We start from the raw sequence: 23,783 nt of genomic DNA on the forward strand, positions 1-23,783 counted from the left end.
CCTGGCATCGCCCACCGTGATGCCGCTGGATGGATCAGGCCGGTCTCCGGGCTCATGAGCGGCATTTTTTGCCTGACTGCGCGCCTTCCCATGTCATACGACACAGTGGCTCAAGGCGCAGCCTTCACTCATTTACCGTTGCGGGGGCAGCGCCGGGATCATGGCTCTTCGTCGCGTGAAGAGAGTCACTCACCGGCTTCCCTGTTTCACTCTGTCGACCAAGGTCACAGAGCACCTGAAACAAGCCGCGAAGGTTAGAGGGTTGGGGATGGAGCGTCAATTGAAGACGGGCGGCCTGCGAGCGAATAACTGCCGTCGATCAATTATCTGGCGCCAATCTTGTGCCACACTCTCAGCAGTGATATCAAAGAGCCACAATCTCACAACACAATAACAAGGGTGAGCCACATGCAAGGCATGATCATCAGCAATCCGAAGCTGGAATTCCTGCGCCCGGTGCTGGAACGCTGGTTTGACTGTATCGACCGCTACAACGCCGTGCGCGGCGATAACGACACGCCTTACTGGTTCGACGAAAAAGCCAACCTGAGCCTGCTGTCCGCCGCGGCCTGGATGGCGGAAATGGTCACGCTGCAACAAACACCGACCCGTAAACAGACCGAAGAAGGCGAACGCAATGGCCGCGCCGACCTGTTTATCGCGACCAGCGAAGAACGCGCTTACCTTCAGGCGACCCAGCGCTGGCCACGCGTCAACAGCCTGAACCTGACTCAAGCGTTGCAAGACATCACCAGTGACGCCAAACGCATCAGCTACGCCAGCGACCTGAAACTCGGCTGCCTGTTCGTTGCGCCGCAAAAAGCCCAACAAAGCGCCACCCCGGAAGAGCTCCAGGACATGGTCGACGACCTGCAAAAGGAACACACCTGCGCGGTGGCCTGGTACTTCCCCTATGCCTATCGCAAGTTGCGCAACGATGCCGGCAACTATCACCCCGGCATTGCCGTGCTGTTCAAGGAAGCCCGCGGCTGACCGGTTGAACCATCGCGCATTTGCGCTTCTCTATTGATTAGGTCAATGCATTCATAGGGAAGATCAGCATGCGCAAGCCCCCGCTCGTTCTCGTCATCGTGCTCGCCGGAGGGCTTGCCGCCTGTGGTGAAACCTCCAGGCTGCAAGTCTCCGACGGCACCGGCCCGTCACCCAAGCTGCCAGAACCAAACAAAACCCTGATCCCGACAGTGAACATCGCCCCGGCGATTGGCTGGCCGAACGGCGCGAAGCCTATCGCCGCGACAGGGACTCAGGTGGCGGCGTTTGCCGAAGGTCTCGATCACCCGCGCTGGCTTTACGTATTGCCTAACGGCGACGTGCTGGTGGCCGAAACCAACGCACCCCCCAAACCCGATGACGGCAAAGGCATTCGTGGCTGGGTCATGGGCAAAGTCATGGACCGTGCCGGCGCCAAAGTACCGAGCCCGAATCGCATCACGCTGCTGCGGGACAAGGACCACGACGGCATCGCCGAAACCCGTACGGTGTTCCTGGAAAACCTCAACTCGCCCTTCGGTATGACCCTGGTCGGCAATGACCTCTACGTCGCCGACACGGACCGCTTGCTGCGTTTCCACTATGAAAACGGCGAGACGGCGATCAAGTCGCAGCCTATGAAGGTGATCGACCTGCCGGGCGGTACGCTGAATCACCACTGGACCAAAAACGTCATCGCCAGCAAGGACGGCAGCAAGCTGTACGTCACCGTAGGCTCCAACAGCAACGTGGCCGAAAACGGCATGGACAAGGAAGAAGGTCGGGCAGCGATCTGGGAAGTGGATCGCGCCACCGGCAACCATCGGATCTTTGCCTCGGGGATTCGTAATCCAAACGGGCTAGCCTGGGAACCTCGGAGCGGCGCATTGTGGACAGCGGTCAACGAACGTGACGAGATCGGCAGCGATCTGGTGCCGGACTACATCACGTCAGTGAAGGACGGCGGGTTCTATGGCTGGCCTTACAGTTATTACGGTCAGCACGTCGACATCCGCGTCGAACCGCAAAACCCCGACCTGGTGGCCACGGCCATTGCTCCGGACTACGCGGTCGGCCCGCATACCGCCTCGTTGGGCCTGACGTTCGCTGAAGGCAACAGACTGCCGGCGCAGTTCAAGGAAGGGGCGTTCGTCGGCCAGCACGGTTCGTGGAACCGTAAACCGCACAGTGGCTATAAAGTGATTTTCGTACCGTTCGCGGGAGGCAAACCGACTGGGCAACCGGTCGATGTGCTCACAGGTTTCCTCAACGCAGATGAGAAAGCCATGGGCCGGCCAGTGGGCGTGGTGATTGACCAGCAGGGTGATTTGTTGGTGGCGGATGACGTGGGCAACAAGGTGTGGCGCGTGTCAGCGGCTAAATAACGTTATTACTACAAAACGCATAACCCTGTGGGAGCGGGCTTGCTCGCGAAGAGGCCATAACATTCAGCATCTCTTTTGTCTGTTACACCGTCTTCGCGAGCAAGCCCGCTCCCACATTAGATCGGTTCAGCGCCTACCTTTTGCGGCACAGCGTTAAACCATCGCCTATTGGCAACAACGACAGGTCAACACGCGAGTCATCCTTCAAGGCACGATTGAGTGCCTGGATGGCTCGGGTGTCTTCGCTCTCGGGATTGTCCTCAAGCACCCGGCCACTCCACAGCGTGTTATCAAACACCGCCAGACCGCCGACGCGCAGCAGACGTAATGCGTGCTCCAGATAGCGTGGGTAGTTGGCTTTGTCGGCATCGATGAAGATCAGGTCGAATGGCACTTGCTGATCCAGCTGAGCCAGGGTTTCCAGCGCGGGCGCCAGACGCAGATCGATCCGCTCGGCAAGCCCCGCCTCCTGCCAGTAACGGCGCGCGATGGCGTTGTAGTCGCCGGGAATGTCACAGCAGATCAGCGAACCGTCATCCGGCAATGCAGCCGCCATGCACAACGCGCTGTAACCGGTAAAGGTGCCCACTTCCAGCAGACGCTTGGCGCCGGTGAGCTTCACCAATAGCGCGAGGAACTGACCTTGCTCGGGCGCCACCTGCCAGCGAGCCATGGGCAGCGCCTGGGTTTCGTCACGCAAACGCTTGAGCAGCGGCGTTTCGCGCAGGGAAACGTCGAGCACGTATTGATACAGGGAATCGTCGAGATTGAGTGTGCGAGCGGTCATGACAACCTCTGCCATTTAGGGGTTGCGTGCCAAGTGCTCAGGTTGCAAGACGCGCTTGGCACTCAGATAGGCTTTCTGCCAGTAAGCTTTGGACAAGCTGTCGAGCTTCACCGTGCCGCCGGTGGCGGGCGCATGGACGAAGCGACCTTCGCCGACGTAGATCCCGGCGTGGCTGACCTGAGAACCGCCATTGGTGGCGAAGAAGATCAGGTCACCGGTTTGCAGACCTTCCTTGCCCACGCTGGCCGCCTGCATGCTGATCATCTCGCGCGTGGTACGCGGCAGGGAAATGCCGGCGACGTCACGGTAGACATAACCGATCAGCCCGCTGCAATCGAAACCCGAATCCGGCGTGTTGCCACCCCAGCGATACGGTGTGCCCACCAGGCCGAGCGCGCGGAACAATACGTCTTCTGCCTCAGGGGAGAATGCTTGGGAGGAACTGAAAATAATGGGAGCGCGAACCACCGGCGCAGGAGGCGGTGTACGGCTGGCGCAGGCGCTGAGCAGCGCGGCGAAGAACATGATTGCGAGGCGGGCCGACGTCGACATATGCAGAGCATCCTGATCTGGCTGCGGCTTTTTCTGCAGGGGGCGCAGAAAAGAAAACCGCCTGCGCAGGACGCAGGCGGTTTGCCATCAATAATAGATCAGGATTCTAGCGGCTACGCGGCAAACTTCAAGTAAGACTTTAAGTTCACCTTACAAAATGTCCGCTTACTTGCGAGCCGTGACGATCGTCGGGGCTGCAGTCGGCGCCATCGCCAGTGCGCGCTTGGCTTCGATGAAGGTCTTGCTCCAGTAGCTGTCGCCCAGGCTATCGATCCGGACACCACCGCTTTTGCGGCTGCTGGAATGGATGAACTGGTTGTCACCCAGGTAGATCCCGGCGTGACTGACGCGGCCGCGACGGCCATTGGTGGCGAAAAACAGCAAATCGCCCGGCTCCAGTTTGCTGCGAGAAACCAGCGGAGCGTCGACGTTGATCATTTCTCGAGTGGAGCGTGGCAGGTTCAGGCCGGCTTCTTCACGAAACAGGTAACCGATGAAGCCGCTGCAATCAAAGCCAGCTTCGGAGGTGCCGCCGAAACGGTAACGGGTACCGATCAGGGACATGCCGCGTTCGAGGATGCTGTCGGCCAGAACCGGAAGCTGGTAGGACTTGCCGCCGGCGAAGTCTGCCAGTTCTTTTTCGGTGGCCGCTTCTTCTTGAAAAAGAGCTTGCTGATAAAGAGCAGAAGACTGGGCGGTTGCAGAATTTTTAACCTGCTGTTGTTGCTCTTGCTGGGACACTGGAGAGTGGGCAGCGCAACCGAACAACAGGGTGACGAGTGCGAGGGGCACGAGGGGTGCAAAGCGATTTAGCATGGGCACGACCGTGGCTGATAGTTGTAAAGAAGGCGAGACTATGCCCGCTATCAACCTCATTTGCAAATTCAATCGATCTTGATGTGACTTATCGGTTTCTCGTTTACATCTAAGCGCTTAAGCCCGTTTTAGACGTTCGCGCAGCCTGCAACCCTGTAGGAAAGCGGATTTCTTGACGCCTGAAATATGCCGAAACCCGCTAGGGCCTTGGCTTTACCAGGCGTTTGTTACCAGCCAAGCGTTTCTTTCAGAAAGGGAATCGTCAGCTTGCGCTGAGCCTGGAGGGAGGCCTGATCGAGACGCTCAAGCAGCTCGAAAAGTGCACTCATGCTGCGCGTACCGCGGGTCAAAATAAAATGCCCGACTTCATCGGTCAGGTGCAGACCACGACGAGATGCGCGCAGTTGCAAGGCACGCAATTTGTCTTCGTCGGAGAGCGGACGCATCTGAAAGATCAGCGCCAACGTCAGACGGGATTTGAGGTCCGCCAGCTTCACCGGCAGTTCACGCGGGGATGTCGACGCGGCGATCAACAGGCGTCGACCGCTGTCACGCAGACGATTGAACAGATGGAACAGCGCCTCTTCCCAATCCGCCCGACCGGCCACCGCCTGCAAATCATCCAGGCAGACCAGTTCGTACTGTTCGAGGTTGTCGAGGATGGCGATGCCGCGATCAAGCAGCTCGGCCAACGGCAAATACACCGCAGGCTCCCCCAGTTGCTCGAAGCGCAGGCAGGCCGCCTGCAACAAGTGCGTACGCCCTACCCCGTCCTTGCCCCAGAGATAAATCAGGCTTTCGGTCCAGCCGGCGTCGGCTTCGCATAGCCGCTCGACATAGCCGAGTGCAGCGGCATTGGCGCCTGGATAGTAATTGATAAAGGTAGCGTCATCACGCAGACGCACACCTAGGGGCAGCTGAATCGGTTTCATGCTGACTGAACAGTTCCAAAGGAACCGTTAGTGGCCTCTGTGTAAAGTTTGCGAAGTTTATACCCGTGAGGCGGGTCGCACAATGCGACAGACCACAAGCAAAATCAAAGGTTTGCGTTAACACCCTGGTTTTATGACAGTTTCTTTGGCGGCGCATGTGACAGCCGCACGAGGGATGTGGGCCAACCCGGCATGGAACCAGGCCGCCCGTTACCCACCATCAACGAACCTTAGCGCTCAGGCTCGTCGACACCACTGTAGATATCAGAATCTTTATATAAATCATGCACATGCCGCACCAGCACCATGATCACCGCCGCCACCGGCAGCGCCAGCAACACACCGGTGAAACCGAACAGCTCACCCCCTGCCAGAATCGCGAAGATCACCGCCACCGGGTGCAGACCGATCCGGTCCCCCACCAGCAATGGCGTCAGCACCATACCTTCCAGCGCCTGTCCCACCATGAACACCGCGACGATTCCGATCATGGGATACAGATCGCCACCGAACTGGAACAGCCCGGCAATCAAAGCCGCACCGATCCCGATAACGAACCCCATGTACGGCACGATCGCCGCCAGACCGGCAATCAACCCAATCAACAGCCCCAGCTCCAGCCCTACCAACATCAGGCCCGCCGCGTAGATCACGCCCAGCGCCACCATCACCAGCAGCTGTCCGCGCACGAATGCACCCAGCACTTCATGGCATTCACCCGCCAGGATCACAACGCGCTCTTCGCGGTCACGGGGCAGCAGACCGCGGATCTTGGCCATCATCAGGTCCCAGTCCCGCAGCAGATAGAAACTCACCACCGGGATCAGCACCAGATTCGCCAACCAACCGATCAGCGCCAGCCCGGAAGCCGTCGCCTGACTCAGCACGACCCCGACAATGTCAGTGGTCTGGCCCATGTGCTCACTGATTGCAGCCTTGAGCTTGTCGAATTTCCAGAAATTATCCGAGAGTCCGAATTTCGATTGCGCCCACGGCAGTGCGGTGTGCTGCAACCAGTCGAGCATCTGCGGTGCCAATTCGTACAAGCGAAACAGCTGCTTGGCGAGCATCGGCACCAACACCAGTAGCAAGGTCGTGAAAATCAGGGTGAACAGCGCAAACACCGCCACCACGCCCCAGGTCCGAGACAGACCGGCCTTCTCCAGCCGATCCACCAACGGGTCGAACAGATAGGCCAACAGTAGTGCCACCAGAAACGGCGTCAGGATCGGATGCAACAGCCAGACAAACGCGCAGAGCAGGACAACCCCACCCAACCAGAACCAACGCCGCGTATCGGCCATGTACAACTCCATATGCATCTATATAAAGAAAGAAAACCTTACCAACGGAATCGCAACTGCGGCACAGGTGCCGGAGTCGGCGCTACTACCGGTGCCGAACCCTCGGCCGGCTGAGCCGGTGCGACTGGCGCCGGCGCTTCACCGGGCGGAACTTCCTGCAACTTCGCCAGCGACAATTGCGACCTCAACTGTTCGGCGCTGCCATTGACCCGATAGACAATCCGGTCGCCGTCGACACTTTGCAGACGCGCACCAAACGGTTCCAGCAAACGCCCAAGCGCCGCGTAGTGCTCCAGATTCATGCCCTGTACTTCGAGCAATTGTTCGCCCGAAGCACCCGGTTTGACGACAAAGCGAGGCGCCAGCCGCTCACTGACCGCCAGCATCACCGCATCGGCCACCGCAGCCTGATCCGCACCTTCTACGCTGCCCGCCTCTTTCTTGTCACCGAGCCACAAATGCCACTTGGCCTGCCACTGTCCGCCCTCTTCACGGGCATGCACCGCGAGCAAGGCGTCAGCGTTGTAACGCTCCGATGCACCGCGCAGTGGCGTCGCGTCCGCACCTTCCAGATTCGGTGCCGTGGCGACGATCTGCTCACTCAGATCGGCCAGCGGCAGGCGCAGCGGCAAACCACGGTGTTGCGCTGCTCGGCGCAGCGGCGCCGCACTGGCCTGGCCATCACCGACGAGGCTCGAACCCTCGGTGGAATCGTTCAACCACCAGCCGAGGATCGAAGGCCGGTTCGCCCCCCACAACGACAGCCCGGCACGGCGCAACGCTTGCTCGGTGGTGGCCGGGTCGAAATCGACCTTCAGCACTTCCGGCGGGCCGGCGTCAAAGCCGTACTGACTGATGATTTGCTGCGGGTCCTTGCGCAGTGCCGCCAACCCCGGACTTTGCGCAGCCTTGGGATCACCGGTCAGACGCAACACCAACGTATCCAGCGCTTGCTGGGTCGCCTGCTCGCGCACTTCAGGGGTTTGACCACTGACAGGCTGACGCACCTGATACAGATTTTTGACGGTTTCGGCATGACTCGCCAGGCTGACCAATGACATACAGCCCGCAAACAAAAATCTAGAAAAAAAACGCATGGAGGATTCCTGACGACAAGAGCGGCTGGAACAGGCCGCGTGAACCGGATTGAGCAAGGCTGTGACCACGCCCCCAAGCAAAACATTCACCTGACCCTGGTAAGTTTTTGCACTGTCCTAACGATAGACGGTTAATAGCGATACCTTATACAGCCATGAAGGAGGCGACCAACACGGGCAATGAAGGTTTTTTTAAGCTGATATGCCCCTGCCGTCGGCCTGAGGATGGCCGCTGCCCTTCAAGCCTGATAAAATCGCGCGCCTTCGCAGACCGGCAACAGCCGGGCACCCTGAAATTCGCGGATGGCAATCGCCTTCGTCAGTTTCGGTGGTCCCACTGGACTCGGTCGTTACCCCTGAATCCCCCCTAAAGGCCTGGATCATGAGCAAGCAACCCTCCCTGAGCTACAAGGACGCCGGTGTAGACATCGACGCCGGTGAAGCATTGGTCGAACGCATCAAGAGCGTCGCCAAGCGCACTGCGCGCCCGGAAGTCATGGGCGGCCTGGGCGGTTTCGGCGCCCTCTGCGAAATCCCGGCCGGCTACAAACAGCCCGTGCTGGTTTCCGGCACCGACGGCGTCGGCACCAAGCTGCGCCTGGCACTGAACCTGAACAAGCACGACAGCATCGGCATCGACCTGGTTGCCATGTGTGTGAACGACCTGGTGGTTTGCGGCGCTGAGCCGCTGTTCTTCCTCGACTACTACGCCACCGGCAAACTCAACGTCGAAACCGCGACCCAGGTCGTGACCGGCATCGGCGCTGGCTGTGAATTGTCCGGCTGCTCCCTGGTTGGCGGCGAAACCGCTGAAATGCCAGGCATGTACGAAGGCGAAGACTACGACCTGGCCGGCTTCTGCGTCGGCGTCGTGGAAAAATCCGAAATCATCGACGGTTCCAAAGTCGCTGCCGGCGATGCCCTGCTCGCCCTGCCGTCTTCCGGCCCGCACTCCAACGGCTACTCGCTGATCCGCAAGATCATCGAAGTGTCCGGTGCCGACATCGAAAACATCCAGCTCGACGGCAAACCGCTGACCGACCTGCTTATGGCCCCGACCCGCATCTACGTGAAGCCGCTGCTCAAGCTGATCAAGGAAACCGGCGCCGTGAAAGCCATGGCCCACATCACCGGCGGTGGCCTGCTGGACAACATCCCGCGCGTTCTGCCAAAAGGCGCACAAGCCGTGGTTGACGTTGCGAGCTGGACCCGTCCTGCCGTGTTCGACTGGCTGCAAGAGAAAGGCAACGTTGACGAAAACGAAATGCACCGCGTGCTGAACTGCGGCGTGGGCATGGTCATCTGCGTTGCTCAAGAGCACGTTGAAACCGCGTTGAACGTGCTGCGTGAAGCCGGCGAGCAGCCTTGGGTCATCGGTCAGATCTCCACCGCTGCCGAAGGCGCGGCCTCGGTTGAACTGAAGAACCTCAAGGCACACTGATGCAAGTGCCGATGTCCCAGACCTGTGATGTGGTGGTGCTGTTGTCCGGCACCGGCAGTAACTTGCAGGCCTTGATCGACAGCACGCGGACCGGCGACAGCCCGGCCCGCATCGCTGCGGTGATTTCCAACCGCGCCGACGCCTACGGCCTGCAACGCGCCAGGGACGCGGGTATCGACACCCGCACCCTGGATCACAAGGCTTTCGAAGGCCGCGAGGCCTTCGATGCCGCGCTGATCGAACTGATCGACGCGTTCAACCCCAAACTCGTGGTACTGGCCGGCTTCATGCGCATTCTCAGCGCAGGCTTCGTGCGCCACTACCAGGGTCGCCTGCTCAATATCCATCCTTCGCTGCTACCCAAATACAAAGGGTTACACACGCATCAGCGCGCGCTGGAGGCCGGCGACACCGAGCACGGCTGCTCCGTGCACTTCGTCACCGAGGAACTCGATGGCGGACCACTGGTCGTACAGGCAGTAATACCGGTAGAGTTGCACGATTCGCCGCAGAGTCTGGCGCAGCGAGTTCATACCCAGGAACACCTGATTTACCCGCTGGCTGTACGCTGGTTTGCCGAAGGTCGTGTATCACTCGGCGAGCAAGGTGCTTTACTGGATGGAAAGTTACTCGCGGCCAGCGGCCACTTGATTCGAACCTAGGAGATTTTATGCGTCGCGCCCTGCTCTTCGCTTGCGCTCTGCTCGCACTGCCATTTGCGCAGGCTGCAGAACTTCAACCTTTCTCCGCCAGCTACACCGCTGACTGGAAGCAGTTGCCCATGAGCGGCACCGCTGAACGAAGCCTGACCAAGCAAGCCAACGGCGCCTGGAAGCTCAGCTTCAAGGCCTCGATGATGATCGCCAGCCTGACCGAAGAAAGCATCCTGACGCTGGACAAGGACACCTTGCTGCCGCAGTCCTACCACTTCGAACGTGGCGGCTTGGGTAAAGCCAAGAAGGCTGACCTGGATTTCGACTGGACCAACAAAATGGTCACCGGCACCGATCGCGGTGACCCGGTCAAGATCCCGCTCAACCGTGGCATGGTCGACAAATCCACTTATCAGCTGGCCCTGCAGCACGACGTGGCCGCTGGCAAGAAAAGCATGAGCTACCAGGTCGTCGACGCTGGCGAAGTCGATACCTATGACTTCCGCGTGCTGGGTTCGGAAAAGGTCGACACCAAGGCTGGCCAGATCGATGCGATCAAGGTCGAGCGCGTGCGCGACCCGACACAAAGCAAGCGCATCACCGTCCTGTGGTTCGCCAAGGACTGGGATTACCTGTTGGTTCGTTTGCAACAGGTTGAAACCGACGGCAAGGAGTACAACATCATGCTCCTCGACGGTACGGTCAACGGCAAGGCTGTCAAAGGCAGCTGATCCGGCTCGACACAAAAATCCGGAATCCGATAAGGGTTCCGGATTTTTTTTGCCTGCTGAAATTCAGATCCGCGCCAGCGCCTGTGCCAGGTCGGCGCGCAGGTCTTCGACATCCTCGACCCCCACGGACAACCGCACCAGCGCATCGCCGATGCCGAGTTGCGCACGAGTATCCGCGGGGATGCTGGCGTGGGTCATGATCGCCGGGTGCTCGATCAGGCTTTCCACCCCGCCCAGGCTCTCGGCCAAGGCAAAGATCCGCACACTTTCGAGGAAACGCGTGGCGCCGGCCAGGTCGCTGTTCAGGTCGAGGGATATCATCCCGCCGAAACCGCGCATCTGCCGCTGCGCCAGTTCGTGCTGCGGGTGCGACGGCAGGCCCGGATAATAGACGCGCGCCACCTGCGGCTGACGTTCCAGCCATTGCGCCAGGTCCAGCGCGTTATTGCAGTGGCGTTCCATGCGCAGCGCCAGGGTCTTCACGCCGCGCAGGGTGAGGAAAGCGTCAAACGGCCCGGCAATCGCGCCTACCGAGTTCTGCAGGAAGCCCAGACGCTCCGCCAGGTCTGCGTTTTGTCCGACCACCGCAATGCCGCCGATCACGTCGGAGTGGCCGTTCAGGTACTTGGTGGTCGAGTGCAGCACGATGTCGAAGCCAAGCTCCAGCGGGCGCTGTATCCAGGGGCTGGCAAAGGTGTTGTCGGCCACACAAATGATGCCTCGCTGGCGGCAGATGCGCGCGATGGCAACGAGGTCGGTGAGGCGCAGCAAAGGATTGCTCGGCGTCTCGACCATGACCATCCGCGTGTCGTCCTGCAACGCCGCTTCGAAGGCCGACAAATCAGTCAGGTCGACGAAGCTGAAGCGATGCCCCGCGCTGCGCCGACGCACTTTGTCGAACAGGCGAAAAGTACCGCCGTACAGGTCGTTGCCGGAGACGATGTGCGAATCAGCATCGAGCAATTCGAGCACGGTGGAAATCGTCGCCAGCCCGGAGGCGAACGCGAAGGCCTGGGAGCCGCCTTCGAGGTCTGCAACGCAACGTTCCAGCGCAAAGCGCGTCGGGTTGTGCGAGCGCCCGTAGTCGAAGCCCTTGTGCACTCCTGGGCTCTGCTGCAAATAGGTGGAGTTGGCGTAAATCGGCGGCATCAGCGCCCCGGTGGTAGGGTCGGGCGTTTGCCCGGCATGGATCACACGGGTGGCGAAGGCGCGTGGCACAGCGTTTTCATCGTGTTGACTCATGTAAGGGATCTCCGTAGGTGAATGAGCATGTCGACTCGAGTAATCAAGCCGTAGAAGCCCGAAGCGTCGGCGATGATCGCCACCAGCCCACGGTCGAGCTCCGCCCGTAGTTCAGCCAGACTGGCGCCTGGAGGCAGGGTTTGCAGCTTATCGGTCATCGCGCTGGCCACGCTCGCGCGAAAGTGCGAAGCCTCTTCTTGCATGCCCAGCAGAATGTCGGACTCGTCGATCACGCCGACCAGCCGCTGCCCGCCCTCCAGTACCGGCAGTTGCGACACATCCGCCAGGCGCATGCGCTGGAACGCGGTGAGCAGCGTGTCGTCCGGGCCCACGCTGATCACCCGGCCATCCTCGAAGCGCCGTGAGATCAGGTCGCGCAGATCGCCGTAATGTTTGTACTGCAACAGGCCCTGATCGTTCATCCACTGGTCGTTGTAGACCTTCGACAGGTAGCGCGTGCCGGTGTCGCAGACGAAGCTGACGACCCGCTTCGGCTCGGTCTGCTCGCGGCAGTAACGCAGCGCCGCCGCCAGCAGTGTGCCGGTCGAAGAGCCGCCGAGTATGCCTTCGGCACGCAGCAGTTGGCGGGCATGGTCGAAGCTTTCCTCGTCGCTGATCGAGTAGGCGTGGCGGACGCTGGACAGGTCGGCAATCGACGGAATGAAGTCCTCGCCGATGCCCTCCACCGCCCAGGAGCCGGGCGTGTTCATGGTGCCGCTGCGGCTGTATTCGGCCATCACCGAGCCGACCGGATCGGCCAGCACCATGACCAGGTCCGGTTGCACGCGGCGAAAGAAACGGGTCAACCCGGTCAGCGTGCCGGCCGAGCCGACGCCGACGACGATGGCGTCCAGGTCATGCTGAGTCTGCGCCCAGATTTCCGGCGCGGTGCTGCACTCGTGGGCCAGCGGGTTGGCCGGGTTGTTGAATTGATCGGCGAAGAAGGCGTCGGGAATTTCCTGCGCCAGCCGCGCCGCAACGTCCTGGTAGTAATCGGGGTGGCCCTTGCCGACGTCGGAGCGGGTGATGTGCACCTCGGCGCCCATCGCCTTGAGGTGCAAGACCTTCTCGGTGGACATCTTGTCCGGCACCACCAACACCACTCGGTAACCCTTGGCACGGCCGACCAGGGCCAGGCCAAGGCCGGTGTTGCCAGCGGTGGCCTCGACGATGGTGCCGCCGGGGCGCAGGCTGCCATCGCGCTCGGCGGCGTCGATCATCGCCAGGCCTATGCGATCCTTGATCGAGCCGCCGGGGTTCTGCGATTCGAGCTTGAGGAACAGCGTGCACGGGCCGGTATCGAAACGGCTGACGCGCACCAGCGGCGTATTGCCGATCAGTTCGAGCACGGCGGGTCGGGAGTCGGTGGGCATGTCGTCACCTCGCTACGAAAATTAGCACTGGATGGACAGCAACCGGCGACGAATCATTGCGCGCCAGTCGCAGGCAAAGTATCGCTTGGACCATAGGCCGGGATGGCGCCACCCGCAACCTTGCACAGCCAGCCGGTAGCGTCGCCGGAACGACAAATCCGCTCGGCGTTCAGACCGAGAAGCGCGCCACCATCGTATTCAGATCGACCGCCAACCGAGACAGCTCCTGGCTCGCCGCACTGGTTTGATTCGCCCCGGCCGACGTCTGCAACGCAAGATCGCGAATATTCATCAGGTTGCGATCCACCTCACGCGCGACAGCCGCTTGCTCCTCCGAGGCGCTGGCGATCACCAGGTTGCGCTCATTAATCAGGGTAAACGCCGTGGCGATTTCTTCCAGCGCCGTACCGGCGGCTTTCGCCACTTCCAGGGTCGAACGCGCCCGAGTGTTGCTCTGCTGCATCGAGCTGACCGCAGCATCGGTGCCTTGCTGGATGCCAGCGATCATCTGCTCGATTTCCTGGGTCGATTGCTGAGTCCGGTGCGCCAGCGCCCGCACTTCATCGGCCACCACCGCAAAGCCGCGCCCGGCACTCCCGGCCCGCGCCGCTTCGATGGCCGCGTTCAGGGCCAGCAAGTTCGTTTGCTCGGCAATCGAGCGAATCACGTCCAGGACTTTGCTGATGCCATAAACTTTCTGCGCTAGGTCCTCGACCTGGGTCGCATTGGCCGTGACATCGTCGGCCAGGGATTCGATGGACAACACGGTCTGATGCACCTGCTCGCGACCGTGCTGGGCGATCCGGTCGGATTCCCGAGACGCTTCGGACGTGGCCACCGCATTGCTCGCAACCTCCTCCACCGCAGCGGTCATCTGATTCACCGCCGTGGCGGCCTGGTCGATTTCCAGGCTCTGCTGATGCAGCCCCCGGGTGGCCTCTTCGGTCACACAGCTGAGTTCTTCCGAAGCCGAGGCCAATTGGCTGGATGAGTCGGAAATACGCCGAAGGGTTTCGCGCAAACTCCCCTGCATGCTCTTGAGCGCGTGCAACAGCCGCGCTGGCTCGTCCTTGCCGGTGATGCTGATATCACCGGTGAGATCGCCGCCAGCCACCCCTTCAGCCACCTTCAACGATTGGGAAAGCGGCACGACGATGCTGCGGGTCAGCAGCAGCGCCAGGCCGATGGTCATCAGCGCCGTCAGGCCGATCATCACCCCGACCCAGACCCGCGAACGGCTGAACACCTGGCGCCCCGCCTCCGTCGCCAGGTTGGCGTTGTGCTTGTTCAGTTCGACCAATGCCTTGAGGGTGACGGTGATTTCATCGGCCAACGGACTCATCTCGCCATTGAGGATAGCGGCCGCCTCTTCCACCCGTCCCTGGGCTGAGAGCGTCATCACCTGAGTCTGGAACTGCAGGTATTGTTGCTCCGAGGCTTTGAAGCGGTCGAACAGCACACGCACTTCGGGCAGCACGATAAGCACGTCATAACGCTGCTGAGGCTCACCCAGGGTGCCTTTGAGTTCGTTGAGTTTACTGACGTTTTGCATCAGCGCCTGCGCGTCCCGATTGAGCAGCAGACGCATAGTCAATGCCCGCAGCCGCAGCATGTCCTGATTCATCTCCCCGACCGCCATCACGCTGGGCAGCCAGTTGTCATCGACCTGATCGGACTGCGCGCGCATGTTCGACATTTGCAGCAGGGCGAACGCCCCCAATCCAAACACCATCAACGCCAGCAGGCCAAAACCCAGGCCCGCGCGCGGCGCAATATTGAGACTTCTGATACTCATTGCTCTGGTTCCTTCCAAAAGTGCCGCATCAACCCTGCAGCGGGTTGCCTTAGAAGGTATCGGCCCTGAGAGATTTTGCGTAAGACGAAAAAGTGATATCAAAACGCCTTACTACTTCGATCGTCGGGCGGTAACGATTCAGCGCACGGCAATGGGCGAGCGAAAAAGTGGAACGCGTAACAAGAGGAGTGCTCTATACCTTCAAGGTCTTTTTTGATCGAATGACTTTTCCTGTTGCCTACGAGGTTTCCCATGACTGTCACCGTCAATACCGTTTCCGCCGAAGGTTTTCGTCACAGCGTACAGATCGATGACCATGAACTCTTTGCCGACGTACCGACACTCGCCGGCGGCGAAGGCTCGGCGCCCGAGCCACACGATTACTTCGACGCGGCCCTCGGCGCCTGCAAGGCCCTGACCCTGAAGATGTACGCGAAGAAAAAAGACATCCCGCTGACCGGTGTCACGGTCGAAGTCAAACGTGACAACAGCGAAGAGCAGAAAGGTAAATATGCCCTGCACGTCAAACTGACCCTCAAAGGTGTGCTCACCGACGCTCAGCGCGATGAACTGCACCGCGTGGCCGACCGTTGCCCGGTACACAAGTTGATGACCACTACCGACGTCAGCATCGAAACGCACCTGTCTGAAGGTGCCTTCAGCCAATAGCGGCAAGGGCTGCGCAAGCGGGTTATGCTCCACGCATTACCCGCTCAGCCTGGAATGCAGCATGAACACTCCGCTCGTGATTCGTCCCCGCGCCGAAGATGTCGAGGGTCAACCGATTCTTCGCCCGCTGCCGTCAGCCAAATGCCGCAGCGTCGGGCCTTTCGTGTTTTTCGACCATATGCTCGAAACCCGTTATGAGGCGGGAAAAGGCATGAACATCCGTCAGCATCCGCACATTGGTCTGTCGACCCTCACGTACTTGTTCGAAGGAAAAATCCAGCACAAGGACAGCCTCGGCTCCGATCAGGTGGTGGAGGCCGGTGATGTTAGCTGGATGACGGCGGGCAGCGCGATTGCCCACGTCGAGCGCACGCCTGAGGCGTTGAAGGACAGCGGCTTCACGATGCATGGTTTGCAGATTTGGCTGGCCTCACCAAAAGATAAAGAGCACGGTCCCGGACACTACAGTCACCACCCGGCGGCCACGCTGCCGGTCAGCGATAACCTGGGAGTGAAGATCCGGATGATTGCCGGGTCAGGCTTTTGCCTGGAATCACCGGTCCCGGTGCTTTCTCCCACGCTGTATGCCGAATTGAACCTGCAAACGGCGACCACATTGCTGATTCCAACCGAGCATGAAGAGCGGGCGTTGTATGTGCTGGACGGCGAGGTGCAACTGGATGGCGAGCTGATAGAACCGCATTCGCTGGTGGTGTTGCCGGTCGGGGAAGAGATGACGCTGTTCGCTGAGAGCGATTGTCATGCCGTGCTGTTTGGGGGTGCGCCTCTGGATGGGCCGCGGCGAATCAACTGGAACTTCGTGGCGAGTGATCCGGCGTTGATCGATGAAGCGCGCCGGCGCTGGGCGGCCGGGGATTGGCCGACGGTGCCGGGGGAAAGTGAGCGGATCGAACTACCCTGAAATATTTAGCGCCAGTGACTCCGCTTTCGCGAGCAAGCCCGCTCCCACAGTTGACCGCGATCTAATGTGGGAGCGGGCTTGCTCGCGAAGAGGCCGGCACTAACACCAACGATGTCAGATCAAAAAAACTATCAGCCTTTAAACACTTCATCCAGCAAGTTGTACATCGACGCAAACGCACGCCCCGCCGTCTTCGCGTCATACATCATCATGCCCGGCACATTGGCGTGCGGATCGGTGAAGGAATGCACCGCGCCGCCGTAGCTCAGCAGTTGCCAATCCACGCCCGCCGCATTCATTTCTTCTTCAAACGCCGGCAGTTGGTCTTTCGGCACCAATGGATCGGATGCGCCGTGCAGCACCAGTACCGAGCCTTTGATGTTTTTGGCATCCGCCGGGTTCGGCGTATCGAGCGAGCCATGGAACGACACCGCCGCTTTCACTGGCGCACCAGTGCGGGCCAACTCCAGCGCACAGCAACCGCCAAAGCAGAAACCGAACGTCGCCAGCTTCGCGGTATCGACTGCCGCCTCGCCCTGGGCCTGCAATTGCTCGAAGGCCGCCGCCATACGTTTGCGCAGCAATGCGCGGTCGTTCTTCAGCGGCATCATCGCCGCACCCGCCTCGTCGCCGTTCTGCGGACGGACCGACTGGCCGTAGAGGTCCCCGATCAGCACCACATAACCCTTGGACGCCACGGACTTGGCGATCTCCTCGGCACCGGCGCTGACACCCATCCAGTTCGGCGCCATCAACAGGCCGGGACGTGGGCCTTTGTGGTCGGCATCGAACGCCAGACGGCTTTCATACGACTGGCCATCAATCTGATAAGCGACGGAACGAACAATGATCTGGCTCATGACTAACTCCCAGTAAAAGACACCAGAATAAAAAAACCCGCCGAAGCGGGTTTTTGTACAACGCAGTTAAACCGACAGTTCAACCAGCAGCTTGTTGAGACGGCGCACGTAGGCGGCCGGGTCTTTCAAGCTGTCGCCGGCGGCCAGGGCCGCCTGATCGAAGAGAATGTGCGACAGATCGCCGAAGCGTTCGTCGCTCTGCTCGTTGTCGAGCTTCTCGATCAGCGGGTGAGCCGGGTTGAATTCGAAGATCGGCTTCGATTCAGGAACCTTCTGACCGCTGGCTTCCAGGATCTGACGCATCTGCATCCCCAGGTCCTGCTCGCCGATGGCCAGAATCGCCGGGGAATCGGTGAGACGATGGGAAACCCGCACTTCAGCGACGGAATCGCCCAGTGCAGTTTTCAGACGCTCAACCAGACCTTCTTTGGACTTGGCGACTTCTTCCGCGGCTTTCTTGTCTTCTTCCGAATCCAGATTGCCCAGGTCCAGGTCACCACGCGCCACGTCGACAAAGCTCTTGCCGTCGAAGTCGCTGAGGTAGCTCATCAGCCACTCGTCGATGCGGTCGGTCAACAGCAGCACTTCGATGCCTTTCTTGCGGAAGACTTCCAGGTGGGGGCTGTTCTTGACTTGCGCGTAGGTTTCGCCGGTCAGGTAGTAGATCTTGTCCTGACCTTCCTTGGCGCGAGCCAGGTATTCGGCCAGACCCACCACTTGCTCGCCTTCATCACCACTGGTCGATGCGAAACGCAGCAGGCCAGCGATTTTCTCTTTATTGGCGAAGTCTTCTGCCGGGCCTTCTTTCATGACCTGGCCAAAGTTTTTCCAGAAGCTCTTGTATTGCTCAGGCTCGTTCTTCGCCAGCTTTTCCAGCATGTCGAGAACGCGCTTGGTCAGCGCCGACTTCATGGAATCGATGATCGGGTCTTTCTGCAGGATTTCCCGCGACACGTTCAGCGACAGGTCGTTGGAATCGACCACGCCTTTGATGAAGCGCAGGTACAGCGGCAGGAACGACTCCGCCTGATCCATCACAAACACGCGCTGCACGTACAGCTTCAGGCCTTTCGGCGCTTCACGCTGGTACAGATCGAATGGAGCACGGGCCGGCACGTAGAGCAGCGAGCTGTATTCGAGCTTGCCTTCGACCTTGTTGTGGCTCCAGCTCAGCGGGTTCTCGAAGTCGTGAGCGACGTGTTTGTAGAACTCCTGGTATTCCTCGTCTTTCACTTCAGTGCGAGGGCGAGTCCACAGGGCGCTGGCGCGGTTGACGGTTTCCCATTCAACGACCGGTTGCTCTTCGCCTTCAGCGGCGGCCACTTCTTTCGGCAACTCGATCGGCAGAGCGATGTGGTCGGAGTACTTCTTGATGATGTTGCGCAGACGCCAGCCATCGGCGAACTCGTCTTCACCGGACTTCAGGTGCAGGACAATGCGAGTGCCGCGTTCGGCCTTCTCAACGGTGGCAACTTCAAATTCGCCTTCGCCCTTGGATGCCCAGTGCACGCCTTCGCTGGCAGCATCACCGGCACGACGGCTGAAAACGTCAACTTTATCGGCGACGATGAATGCAGAGTAGAAACCCACACCGAACTGACCGATCAGGTGCGAGTCTTTTTTCTGATCGCCAGAGAGATGTTTCATGAAATCGGCGGTGCCGGATTTGGCGATGGTCCCCAGGTGGGTGATCGCTTCTTCGCGGCTCATGCCGATGCCGTTGTCTTCGAGGGTGACGGTTTTAGCGTCCTTGTCGAAGCTCACACGGATTTTCAGCTCGGCGCCACCTTCCAGCAACTCAGGCTTGGACAGGGCTTCGAAACGTAATTTGTCGACAGCGTCAGAGGCGTTCGAGATCAATTCGCGAAGGAAAATTTCCTTGTTGGAATACAGCGAATGGATCATGAGGTGCAGCAGTTGCTTCACCTCGGTCTGGAAGCCCAGGGTTTCCTTTTGAGTTTCCACACTCATGGTCATCAAACTCCAATCAGATGGCAGTGGCCGCGACCTGAAGGGTCGGCGGCGGGTTGTCATCAAAGTTGGGGGCTGAGTTCAGGATTTCAAGGGCTCTTCAATTTTGAAATGGGCGCGGGCAGTGGCAATCGGTTCGGCTTCAGTGCTTTGCCAGGCCGTAATCGCAACGTTGGCGACCCGGCGACCCTGCCGGCAAACCTGGCATCTGGCCCAAGTGTCGCGAAACTGCCCGGCGCGCAGATAGTCGAGGGAGAAATCGATGATCTTCGGCACACCCGGCGAACCGGTGAAAATCAGCAGGTGCAGCGCTGCGGACAACTCCATGAACCCGGCAATCACGCCACCATGAATCGCCGGCAATAAAGGGTTACCAATGTTGTCCTTGTTGGCCGGCAAGCGAAACAGCAGATCATCCCCCACCCGCGAACATTCGACGCCGATCAGTTTGGCGTAGGGAATCAGGTGCAGCAGCGAGGCGTAGTCGCCCTGCTCATGTGCCTGCTGAAGTTGTTCCTTGAAGGAATCGGTCATTTCGCACCCCCGGCGATGACGCCGCCAAAGCCTTTGGTGCCCTTGATGGCTTTGCCCATGCGCATGAAGGTGCCCACTACATGGGCAATGGGCTGCTCGGGATCGTCCTGGTAGGCGAAACCGCGAGCAAAGATCACATCAGTGGTCACCCGGTAGCACTGGGCAAAACCGTAGACATCTTTATGCGGCTCGGCGGCGTGCATGTAGTCGATGCGCAGGTCGAGGGTCGGGCAAACTTCGAACTCGGGCAGCACGCAGAGGGTGGACATGCCGCAGGCCGTGTCCATCAGCGAGGTCAGCGCCCCGCCATGAATCACGCCGGTTAGCGGGTTGCCAACTATTTGCGGACTGTACGGCAGGATGACCGTCAGGCCTTCGCTGCTGGCGTTGTGAACCCGCAGCCCAAGTACCTGACAATGTCGCAGCGCCGATAGAAATCGTGTAGCGCGCTCAAAAACGGGGTTTTCGGCCATTTTGATAAAACTCTTCTTAGTGTTCAGGCAACGCACTAGGCGTTTTTAGTAAAAGTTCCCGTCGGAATAATCTTATATATCTGTATGAATTGAGGAACTTAACGCTATGGGCAGTGCTCGAAAGACCAGTAGATATTTTCCATAAGGAGAAACACCCCATGCGTAAGACTTTAGCTATTGCCTTGATGTTGACCGCTTCCCTCGGTCTCGCAGCCTGCGATAAAAAATCCGAGGACAAAGCTCAAGATGCTAACAAACATGCCGAGCAAGCTCAGCAAGATATGAGTAAAGCTCAGGATAAAGTGAACGACGCGGCGAAAGAAAACGCCGAAGCCGCAAAAGCTCAGGCTGAATCGAACGAAGCAGCCAAAAAAGAAGCACCTAAAAACTAAAACAGTTTTTAGCGTGATAAAGAAAACCCGCCAAGTGCGGGTTTTCTTTTGCCTGGTTTTTTGTTTGCGAAGCAGGCGCTACAGCAAAATAGTTCTAAAAGTCGGACTAATCATCAACAGCAACGAACACACTAGTCCAACGGACCATACCAGGCTCCGCTGCCAGGCCAGATCAACCCAATAGCACAGCAAATAAATGATTCGCGAAATCACGAAGATGATTGCCAGCAAGTCGATCAGCCACCCCGCTGTCTGCGTGGTGTGAGCCATCAATACCCCCACCGCGAAAAGAATGAACGCCTCAAAACAGTTTTGATGAGCCGCCAACGCACGGGCACCAAAGCCAGTCAGTTGCGCCTGTTGCTGACGCGGCAGATGGTTGTCATAACCGCCCTGGTCATTCATCGCCTTGGCCACAGGAATTTTTGCTACAAAAATCAGCAAGGCACTGATAAACACACACCAGAACGGAATACTCATCAAACAGCCTCTTTAATCGCCTCAGGCAATGGCGCCTCTGTAGGTGTATAGACCATCACGTCGAGAACGTCGGAATGAAATTCCCGGCGATACAACACCAGCACCACCCCGGCACTCATCAACATGAACAACCACGGGCTGACGAACCAGGCCAGCATGGTCATGCCGAAGTAGTAGGAGCGCAGTCCGAAGTTGAACTGGTTGGCGGCCATGGAAATGACGCGGGCCGCCCGGGCAGCAAAGGCTTTGCGCTCTTGTTCGGAAACGTGACGCTCACCGACCATAGGCGCCGAGCCCACCAGAATGGCCGCAAAGTTGTACTGGCGCATGCACCAGCTGAACGTAAAGAACGCATAGACAAAGACCAGCGCCAGGCACAGCAACTTGATCTCCGACATCCCCTGGGATGCCTGTTGCACCATCGGGATATCCGCCAACAACGACACTGCCCGTTCGGAGGCTCCGAGCACCGTGAGAATGCCGGCCAGGATAATCAGTGTGCTGGAGGCGAAGAACGAGGCGTTGCGCTCCAGGTTACCGATTACGCTGGCGTCAGCGATGCGGTTGTCGCGCAACAGCATGCGGCGCATCCAGTCTTCGCGATAAAGGTGCAGCACGCTGGCCAGGCACGCGGTGTCGCGGCCCTTCCACGTCGCATAACGGGTGTAACCGCCCCAGCAGATGGCGAACCAGAGCGCGGCGAGGATGTGGATCATGTTGGCGTGGATGAACGACATGCAGGTCCTTGTGATGTGTTTGTGGAGTAGCGAAATTCTTGTGGGAGCGAGCTTGCTCCGGGCGGCGTTCCGACGATGGCGGACTATCAGTCGGCATCACTATTGAATGTTATGCCCTCATCGCGAGCAAGCTCGCTCCCACATTAGATTTGTACAAGCCCATAAAAAAATGCCCCGTATCGATTGATACGGGGCATTTCCATGTGTGTTCACGACCCGCTTGTGGCGGACCATGAAGCGGCTTAAGCCAGTGCTTCTTCGCGCTTGCCCAGCAGGCGATCGCAAACGACCGCGACGACCAGGGTCATGACCGACGGCACCAGCCAGGCCAGGCCTTGCTCGCTCAGCGGCAGGTGAGACAACTGAGTCGGCATCCAGTCCGCCAGACCCGCGCCCTTGAGGGCGTCGATCAAACCGAAGATGAACGACACCAGCATCACCGGACCGACGATTCGGCCCTGCTCATGCCAGAAGTCCTTGCAGAAGCTCAGGGCGACCAGGGCAATGCACGGCGGGTAGATCGCGGTCAGCACCGGGATCGAGAACGCAATCAGCTTGGTGAGGCCCAGGTTGGACACCAGCAGGGAGAACGCAGCCAGGATGATGACCAATGTCTTGTAGGACAGCGGCAGCACACGGCTGAAGTATTCGGCGCAAGCGCAGGTCAGACCCACCGCCGTCACCAGGCAGGCCAGGGAGATCAGCACCGCCAGAAAACCGCTGCCCAGAGAGCCGAAGGTGTGTTGCACGTAAGCGTGCAACACCGCCGCGCCGTTGGTGGCACCCGCGGCCACTTCATGGCTGCCCGAACCGAGACGGAACAGGCTGACGTAAACCAGCGCCAGACCCACGCCGGCAATCAGCCCGGCGATGATCGCGTAACGGGTAATCAGCACCGGCGACTCGACGCCACGGGAGCGGATTGCGTTGACGATGACAATGCCAAACACCAGCGCACCCAGGGTATCCATGGTCAGGTAACCATTGATGAAGCCTTGGGAGAACGGTGCCGCCACGTATTCCGGGGTGGCCACGCCGACATCACCGGCCGGCAATGCAAACGCGGCGATGCCGAGCGCGGCCAGGGCGATGATCTTCAGCGGTGCGAGGAAACGTCCTACGGTATCCAGCAGCCGGCCCGGATAGAGCGAGATGAAGAACACCAGCAGGAAGTACACCGAGCTATAGAGGAACAGTGCCAGCGGGCTCTCGCCGGTCAGCGGCGCCAAGCCGACTTCAAACGACACGGTGGCGGTGCGCGGTGTCGCGAACAGCGGGCCGACAGCGAGGTAGCACGCGGCAGCCAGCAGGCCACCGGCGACTTTCCCGATCGGGCTGCTCAAGGCATCCATGGCGCCACCGACCTTGGCCAGGGCGACAACGGTGATCACCGGCAGACCGACTGCGGTGATCAGAAAGCCCAGCGCCGCCATCCAGACATTTGGACCGGACTGCAGACCGACGATAGGCGGGAAGATGATGTTGCCAGCCCCGACAAACAGGGCAAACGTCATAAAACCAAGTGCCAGGATGTCCTGGCCTTTCAACACTTTCATTAAGGAAATACCACACTACTGAATCGGAATTTAGAGAGGGATTTCCCTGAGGGGTGAGGGAAATGCTGTCGGTCCGAATAGGACTGACCCG

General features: G+C 59.5%; 24 protein-coding genes, 1 pseudogene and 1 riboswitch. Of the genes and pseudogenes, 8 read left to right on the forward strand and 17 right to left on the reverse strand.

Annotated features, from left to right (window positions below; genetic code table 11):
• Nucleotides 1-20: 20 nt before the first annotated feature.
• Nucleotides 21-254, reverse strand: a riboswitch (cobalamin riboswitch).
• Between the two features lie 154 nt (nt 255-408).
• Entirely contained in the window at nt 409-993 is a 585-nt protein-coding gene (locus ACMXYH_RS23610) for a hypothetical protein (RefSeq protein WP_415765138.1), read from the forward strand.
• Between the two features lie 68 nt (nt 994-1,061).
• Entirely contained in the window at nt 1,062-2,375 is a 1,314-nt protein-coding gene (locus tag ACMXYH_RS23615; RefSeq protein WP_129442328.1) for a PQQ-dependent sugar dehydrogenase, read from the forward strand.
• Between the two features lie 133 nt (nt 2,376-2,508).
• On the opposite strand, the gene ACMXYH_RS23620 is transcribed toward ACMXYH_RS23615, so the two are convergent.
• From ACMXYH_RS23620 to ACMXYH_RS23645, 6 genes are all read right to left on the reverse strand, one after another.
• Complete coding sequence (locus ACMXYH_RS23620) at nt 2,509-3,162, reverse strand: O-methyltransferase (RefSeq protein WP_415765139.1); 654 nt, start codon at nt 3,160-3,162, stop codon at nt 2,509-2,511.
• A 15-nt stretch (nt 3,163-3,177) separates the two neighbouring features.
• The gene (locus tag ACMXYH_RS23625; RefSeq protein WP_129442324.1) at nt 3,178-3,714 is read right to left on the reverse strand and encodes a C40 family peptidase; all 537 of its coding nucleotides are present in this window, start codon (nt 3,712-3,714) and stop codon (nt 3,178-3,180) included.
• A gap of 165 nt (nt 3,715-3,879) precedes the next feature.
• Nucleotides 3,880-4,530 (reverse strand): C40 family peptidase, encoded by a 651-nt coding sequence (locus ACMXYH_RS23630; RefSeq protein ID WP_129442322.1) that lies wholly within the window; start codon nt 4,528-4,530, stop codon nt 3,880-3,882.
• Nucleotides 4,531-4,757: 227 nt separating this feature from the next.
• A complete protein-coding gene (hda, locus tag ACMXYH_RS23635) occupies nt 4,758-5,462 on the reverse strand; it encodes a DnaA regulatory inactivator Hda (protein WP_008148645.1) in 705 nt (234 codons plus the stop codon).
• A 230-nt stretch (nt 5,463-5,692) separates the two neighbouring features.
• Entirely contained in the window at nt 5,693-6,766 is a 1,074-nt protein-coding gene (locus ACMXYH_RS23640) for an AI-2E family transporter (RefSeq protein ID WP_129442320.1), read from the reverse strand.
• Nucleotides 6,767-6,804: 38 nt separating this feature from the next.
• Nucleotides 6,805-7,863, reverse strand: a complete 1,059-nt coding sequence (locus ACMXYH_RS23645; protein WP_415765140.1) for a DUF2066 domain-containing protein — start codon at nt 7,861-7,863, stop codon at nt 6,805-6,807.
• A gap of 382 nt (nt 7,864-8,245) precedes the next feature.
• Here ACMXYH_RS23645 and purM point away from each other — a divergent pair, with 382 nt between their 5' ends.
• From purM to ACMXYH_RS23660, 3 genes are read left to right on the forward strand one after another with little or no spacing between them, the layout of a single operon-like run.
• Nucleotides 8,246-9,304 (forward strand): phosphoribosylformylglycinamidine cyclo-ligase, encoded by a 1,059-nt coding sequence (purM, locus tag ACMXYH_RS23650; protein WP_076030216.1) that lies wholly within the window; start codon nt 8,246-8,248, stop codon nt 9,302-9,304.
• 11 nt (nt 9,305-9,315) lie between these two features.
• Nucleotides 9,316-9,966: a phosphoribosylglycinamide formyltransferase gene (gene purN, locus ACMXYH_RS23655; RefSeq protein WP_129445131.1), complete on the forward strand. Its 651-nt coding sequence runs from the start codon at nt 9,316-9,318 to the stop codon at nt 9,964-9,966.
• A gap of 8 nt (nt 9,967-9,974) precedes the next feature.
• Nucleotides 9,975-10,688, forward strand: a complete 714-nt coding sequence (locus tag ACMXYH_RS23660; protein ID WP_134422206.1) for a DUF3108 domain-containing protein — start codon at nt 9,975-9,977, stop codon at nt 10,686-10,688.
• A 63-nt stretch (nt 10,689-10,751) separates the two neighbouring features.
• On the opposite strand, the gene ACMXYH_RS23665 is transcribed toward ACMXYH_RS23660, so the two are convergent.
• The 4 genes and pseudogenes from ACMXYH_RS23665 to ACMXYH_RS23680 form a co-directional block, all read right to left on the reverse strand.
• Nucleotides 10,752-11,930, reverse strand: a complete 1,179-nt coding sequence (locus tag ACMXYH_RS23665) for a trans-sulfuration enzyme family protein (RefSeq protein ID WP_415765142.1) — start codon at nt 11,928-11,930, stop codon at nt 10,752-10,754.
• Nucleotides 11,927-13,303 carry a pyridoxal-phosphate dependent enzyme gene (locus tag ACMXYH_RS23670; RefSeq protein WP_129442313.1) on the reverse strand — a complete coding sequence of 459 codons (1,377 nt, stop codon included), beginning with the start codon at nt 13,301-13,303 and terminating at the stop codon, nt 11,927-11,929. The genes ACMXYH_RS23665 and ACMXYH_RS23670 overlap by 4 nt, the downstream gene beginning before the upstream one ends.
• 169 nt (nt 13,304-13,472) lie before the next feature.
• Nucleotides 13,473-14,516: a methyl-accepting chemotaxis protein gene (locus ACMXYH_RS23675; RefSeq protein ID WP_415767745.1), complete on the reverse strand. Its 1,044-nt coding sequence runs from the start codon at nt 14,514-14,516 to the stop codon at nt 13,473-13,475.
• A 96-nt stretch (nt 14,517-14,612) separates the two neighbouring features.
• Nucleotides 14,613-15,098: pseudogene (locus tag ACMXYH_RS23680) on the reverse strand (MCP four helix bundle domain-containing protein); the annotation flags it as partial.
• A 252-nt stretch (nt 15,099-15,350) separates the two neighbouring features.
• On the opposite strand from ACMXYH_RS23680, the gene ACMXYH_RS23685 reads away from it, so the two are divergent.
• Both ACMXYH_RS23685 and ACMXYH_RS23690 read left to right on the forward strand, forming a co-directional pair.
• Complete coding sequence (locus ACMXYH_RS23685; RefSeq protein ID WP_129442309.1) at nt 15,351-15,767, forward strand: OsmC family protein; 417 nt, start codon at nt 15,351-15,353, stop codon at nt 15,765-15,767.
• Between the two features lie 61 nt (nt 15,768-15,828).
• The gene (locus tag ACMXYH_RS23690) at nt 15,829-16,689 is read left to right on the forward strand and encodes a pirin family protein (RefSeq protein WP_415765143.1); all 861 of its coding nucleotides are present in this window, start codon (nt 15,829-15,831) and stop codon (nt 16,687-16,689) included.
• Nucleotides 16,690-16,820: 131 nt separating this feature from the next.
• Here ACMXYH_RS23690 and ACMXYH_RS23695 read toward each other — a convergent pair whose 3' ends face one another.
• The 4 genes from ACMXYH_RS23695 to ACMXYH_RS23710 all read right to left on the reverse strand — a co-directional run bounded on the left by ACMXYH_RS23695 (nt 16,821) and on the right by ACMXYH_RS23710 (nt 20,527).
• Nucleotides 16,821-17,549: a dienelactone hydrolase family protein gene (locus tag ACMXYH_RS23695; RefSeq protein WP_415765144.1), complete on the reverse strand. Its 729-nt coding sequence runs from the start codon at nt 17,547-17,549 to the stop codon at nt 16,821-16,823.
• Between the two features lie 66 nt (nt 17,550-17,615).
• Nucleotides 17,616-19,520: a molecular chaperone HtpG gene (gene htpG / locus ACMXYH_RS23700; RefSeq protein WP_415765145.1), complete on the reverse strand. Its 1,905-nt coding sequence runs from the start codon at nt 19,518-19,520 to the stop codon at nt 17,616-17,618.
• Between the two features lie 81 nt (nt 19,521-19,601).
• Complete coding sequence (locus ACMXYH_RS23705; RefSeq protein WP_046048032.1) at nt 19,602-20,054, reverse strand: PaaI family thioesterase; 453 nt, start codon at nt 20,052-20,054, stop codon at nt 19,602-19,604.
• Nucleotides 20,051-20,527 carry a PaaI family thioesterase gene (locus ACMXYH_RS23710; protein WP_129442300.1) on the reverse strand — a complete coding sequence of 159 codons (477 nt, stop codon included), beginning with the start codon at nt 20,525-20,527 and terminating at the stop codon, nt 20,051-20,053. Before ACMXYH_RS23710 ends, ACMXYH_RS23705 begins: the two co-directional genes overlap by 4 nt.
• Before the next feature lie 158 nt (nt 20,528-20,685).
• On the opposite strand from ACMXYH_RS23710, the gene ACMXYH_RS23715 reads away from it, so the two are divergent.
• A complete protein-coding gene (locus tag ACMXYH_RS23715) occupies nt 20,686-20,919 on the forward strand; it encodes a hypothetical protein (protein WP_129442298.1) in 234 nt (77 codons plus the stop codon).
• Between the two features lie 78 nt (nt 20,920-20,997).
• Here ACMXYH_RS23715 and ACMXYH_RS23720 read toward each other — a convergent pair whose 3' ends face one another.
• From ACMXYH_RS23720 to brnQ, 3 genes are all read right to left on the reverse strand, one after another.
• Nucleotides 20,998-21,399, reverse strand: a complete 402-nt coding sequence (locus ACMXYH_RS23720) for an MAPEG family protein (protein WP_415765146.1) — start codon at nt 21,397-21,399, stop codon at nt 20,998-21,000.
• The gene (locus tag ACMXYH_RS23725; RefSeq protein WP_008148609.1) at nt 21,399-22,136 is read right to left on the reverse strand and encodes a DUF599 domain-containing protein; all 738 of its coding nucleotides are present in this window, start codon (nt 22,134-22,136) and stop codon (nt 21,399-21,401) included. The genes ACMXYH_RS23720 and ACMXYH_RS23725 overlap by 1 nt, the downstream gene beginning before the upstream one ends.
• 242 nt (nt 22,137-22,378) lie before the next feature.
• Entirely contained in the window at nt 22,379-23,692 is a 1,314-nt protein-coding gene (brnQ, locus tag ACMXYH_RS23730; protein ID WP_129442292.1) for a branched-chain amino acid transport system II carrier protein, read from the reverse strand.
• Nucleotides 23,693-23,783 lie beyond the last annotated feature (91 nt).

This window comes from Pseudomonas frigoris (assembly GCF_047758635.1).
In the GTDB taxonomy this organism is placed as follows: domain Bacteria; phylum Pseudomonadota; class Gammaproteobacteria; order Pseudomonadales; family Pseudomonadaceae; genus Aquipseudomonas; species Aquipseudomonas frigoris.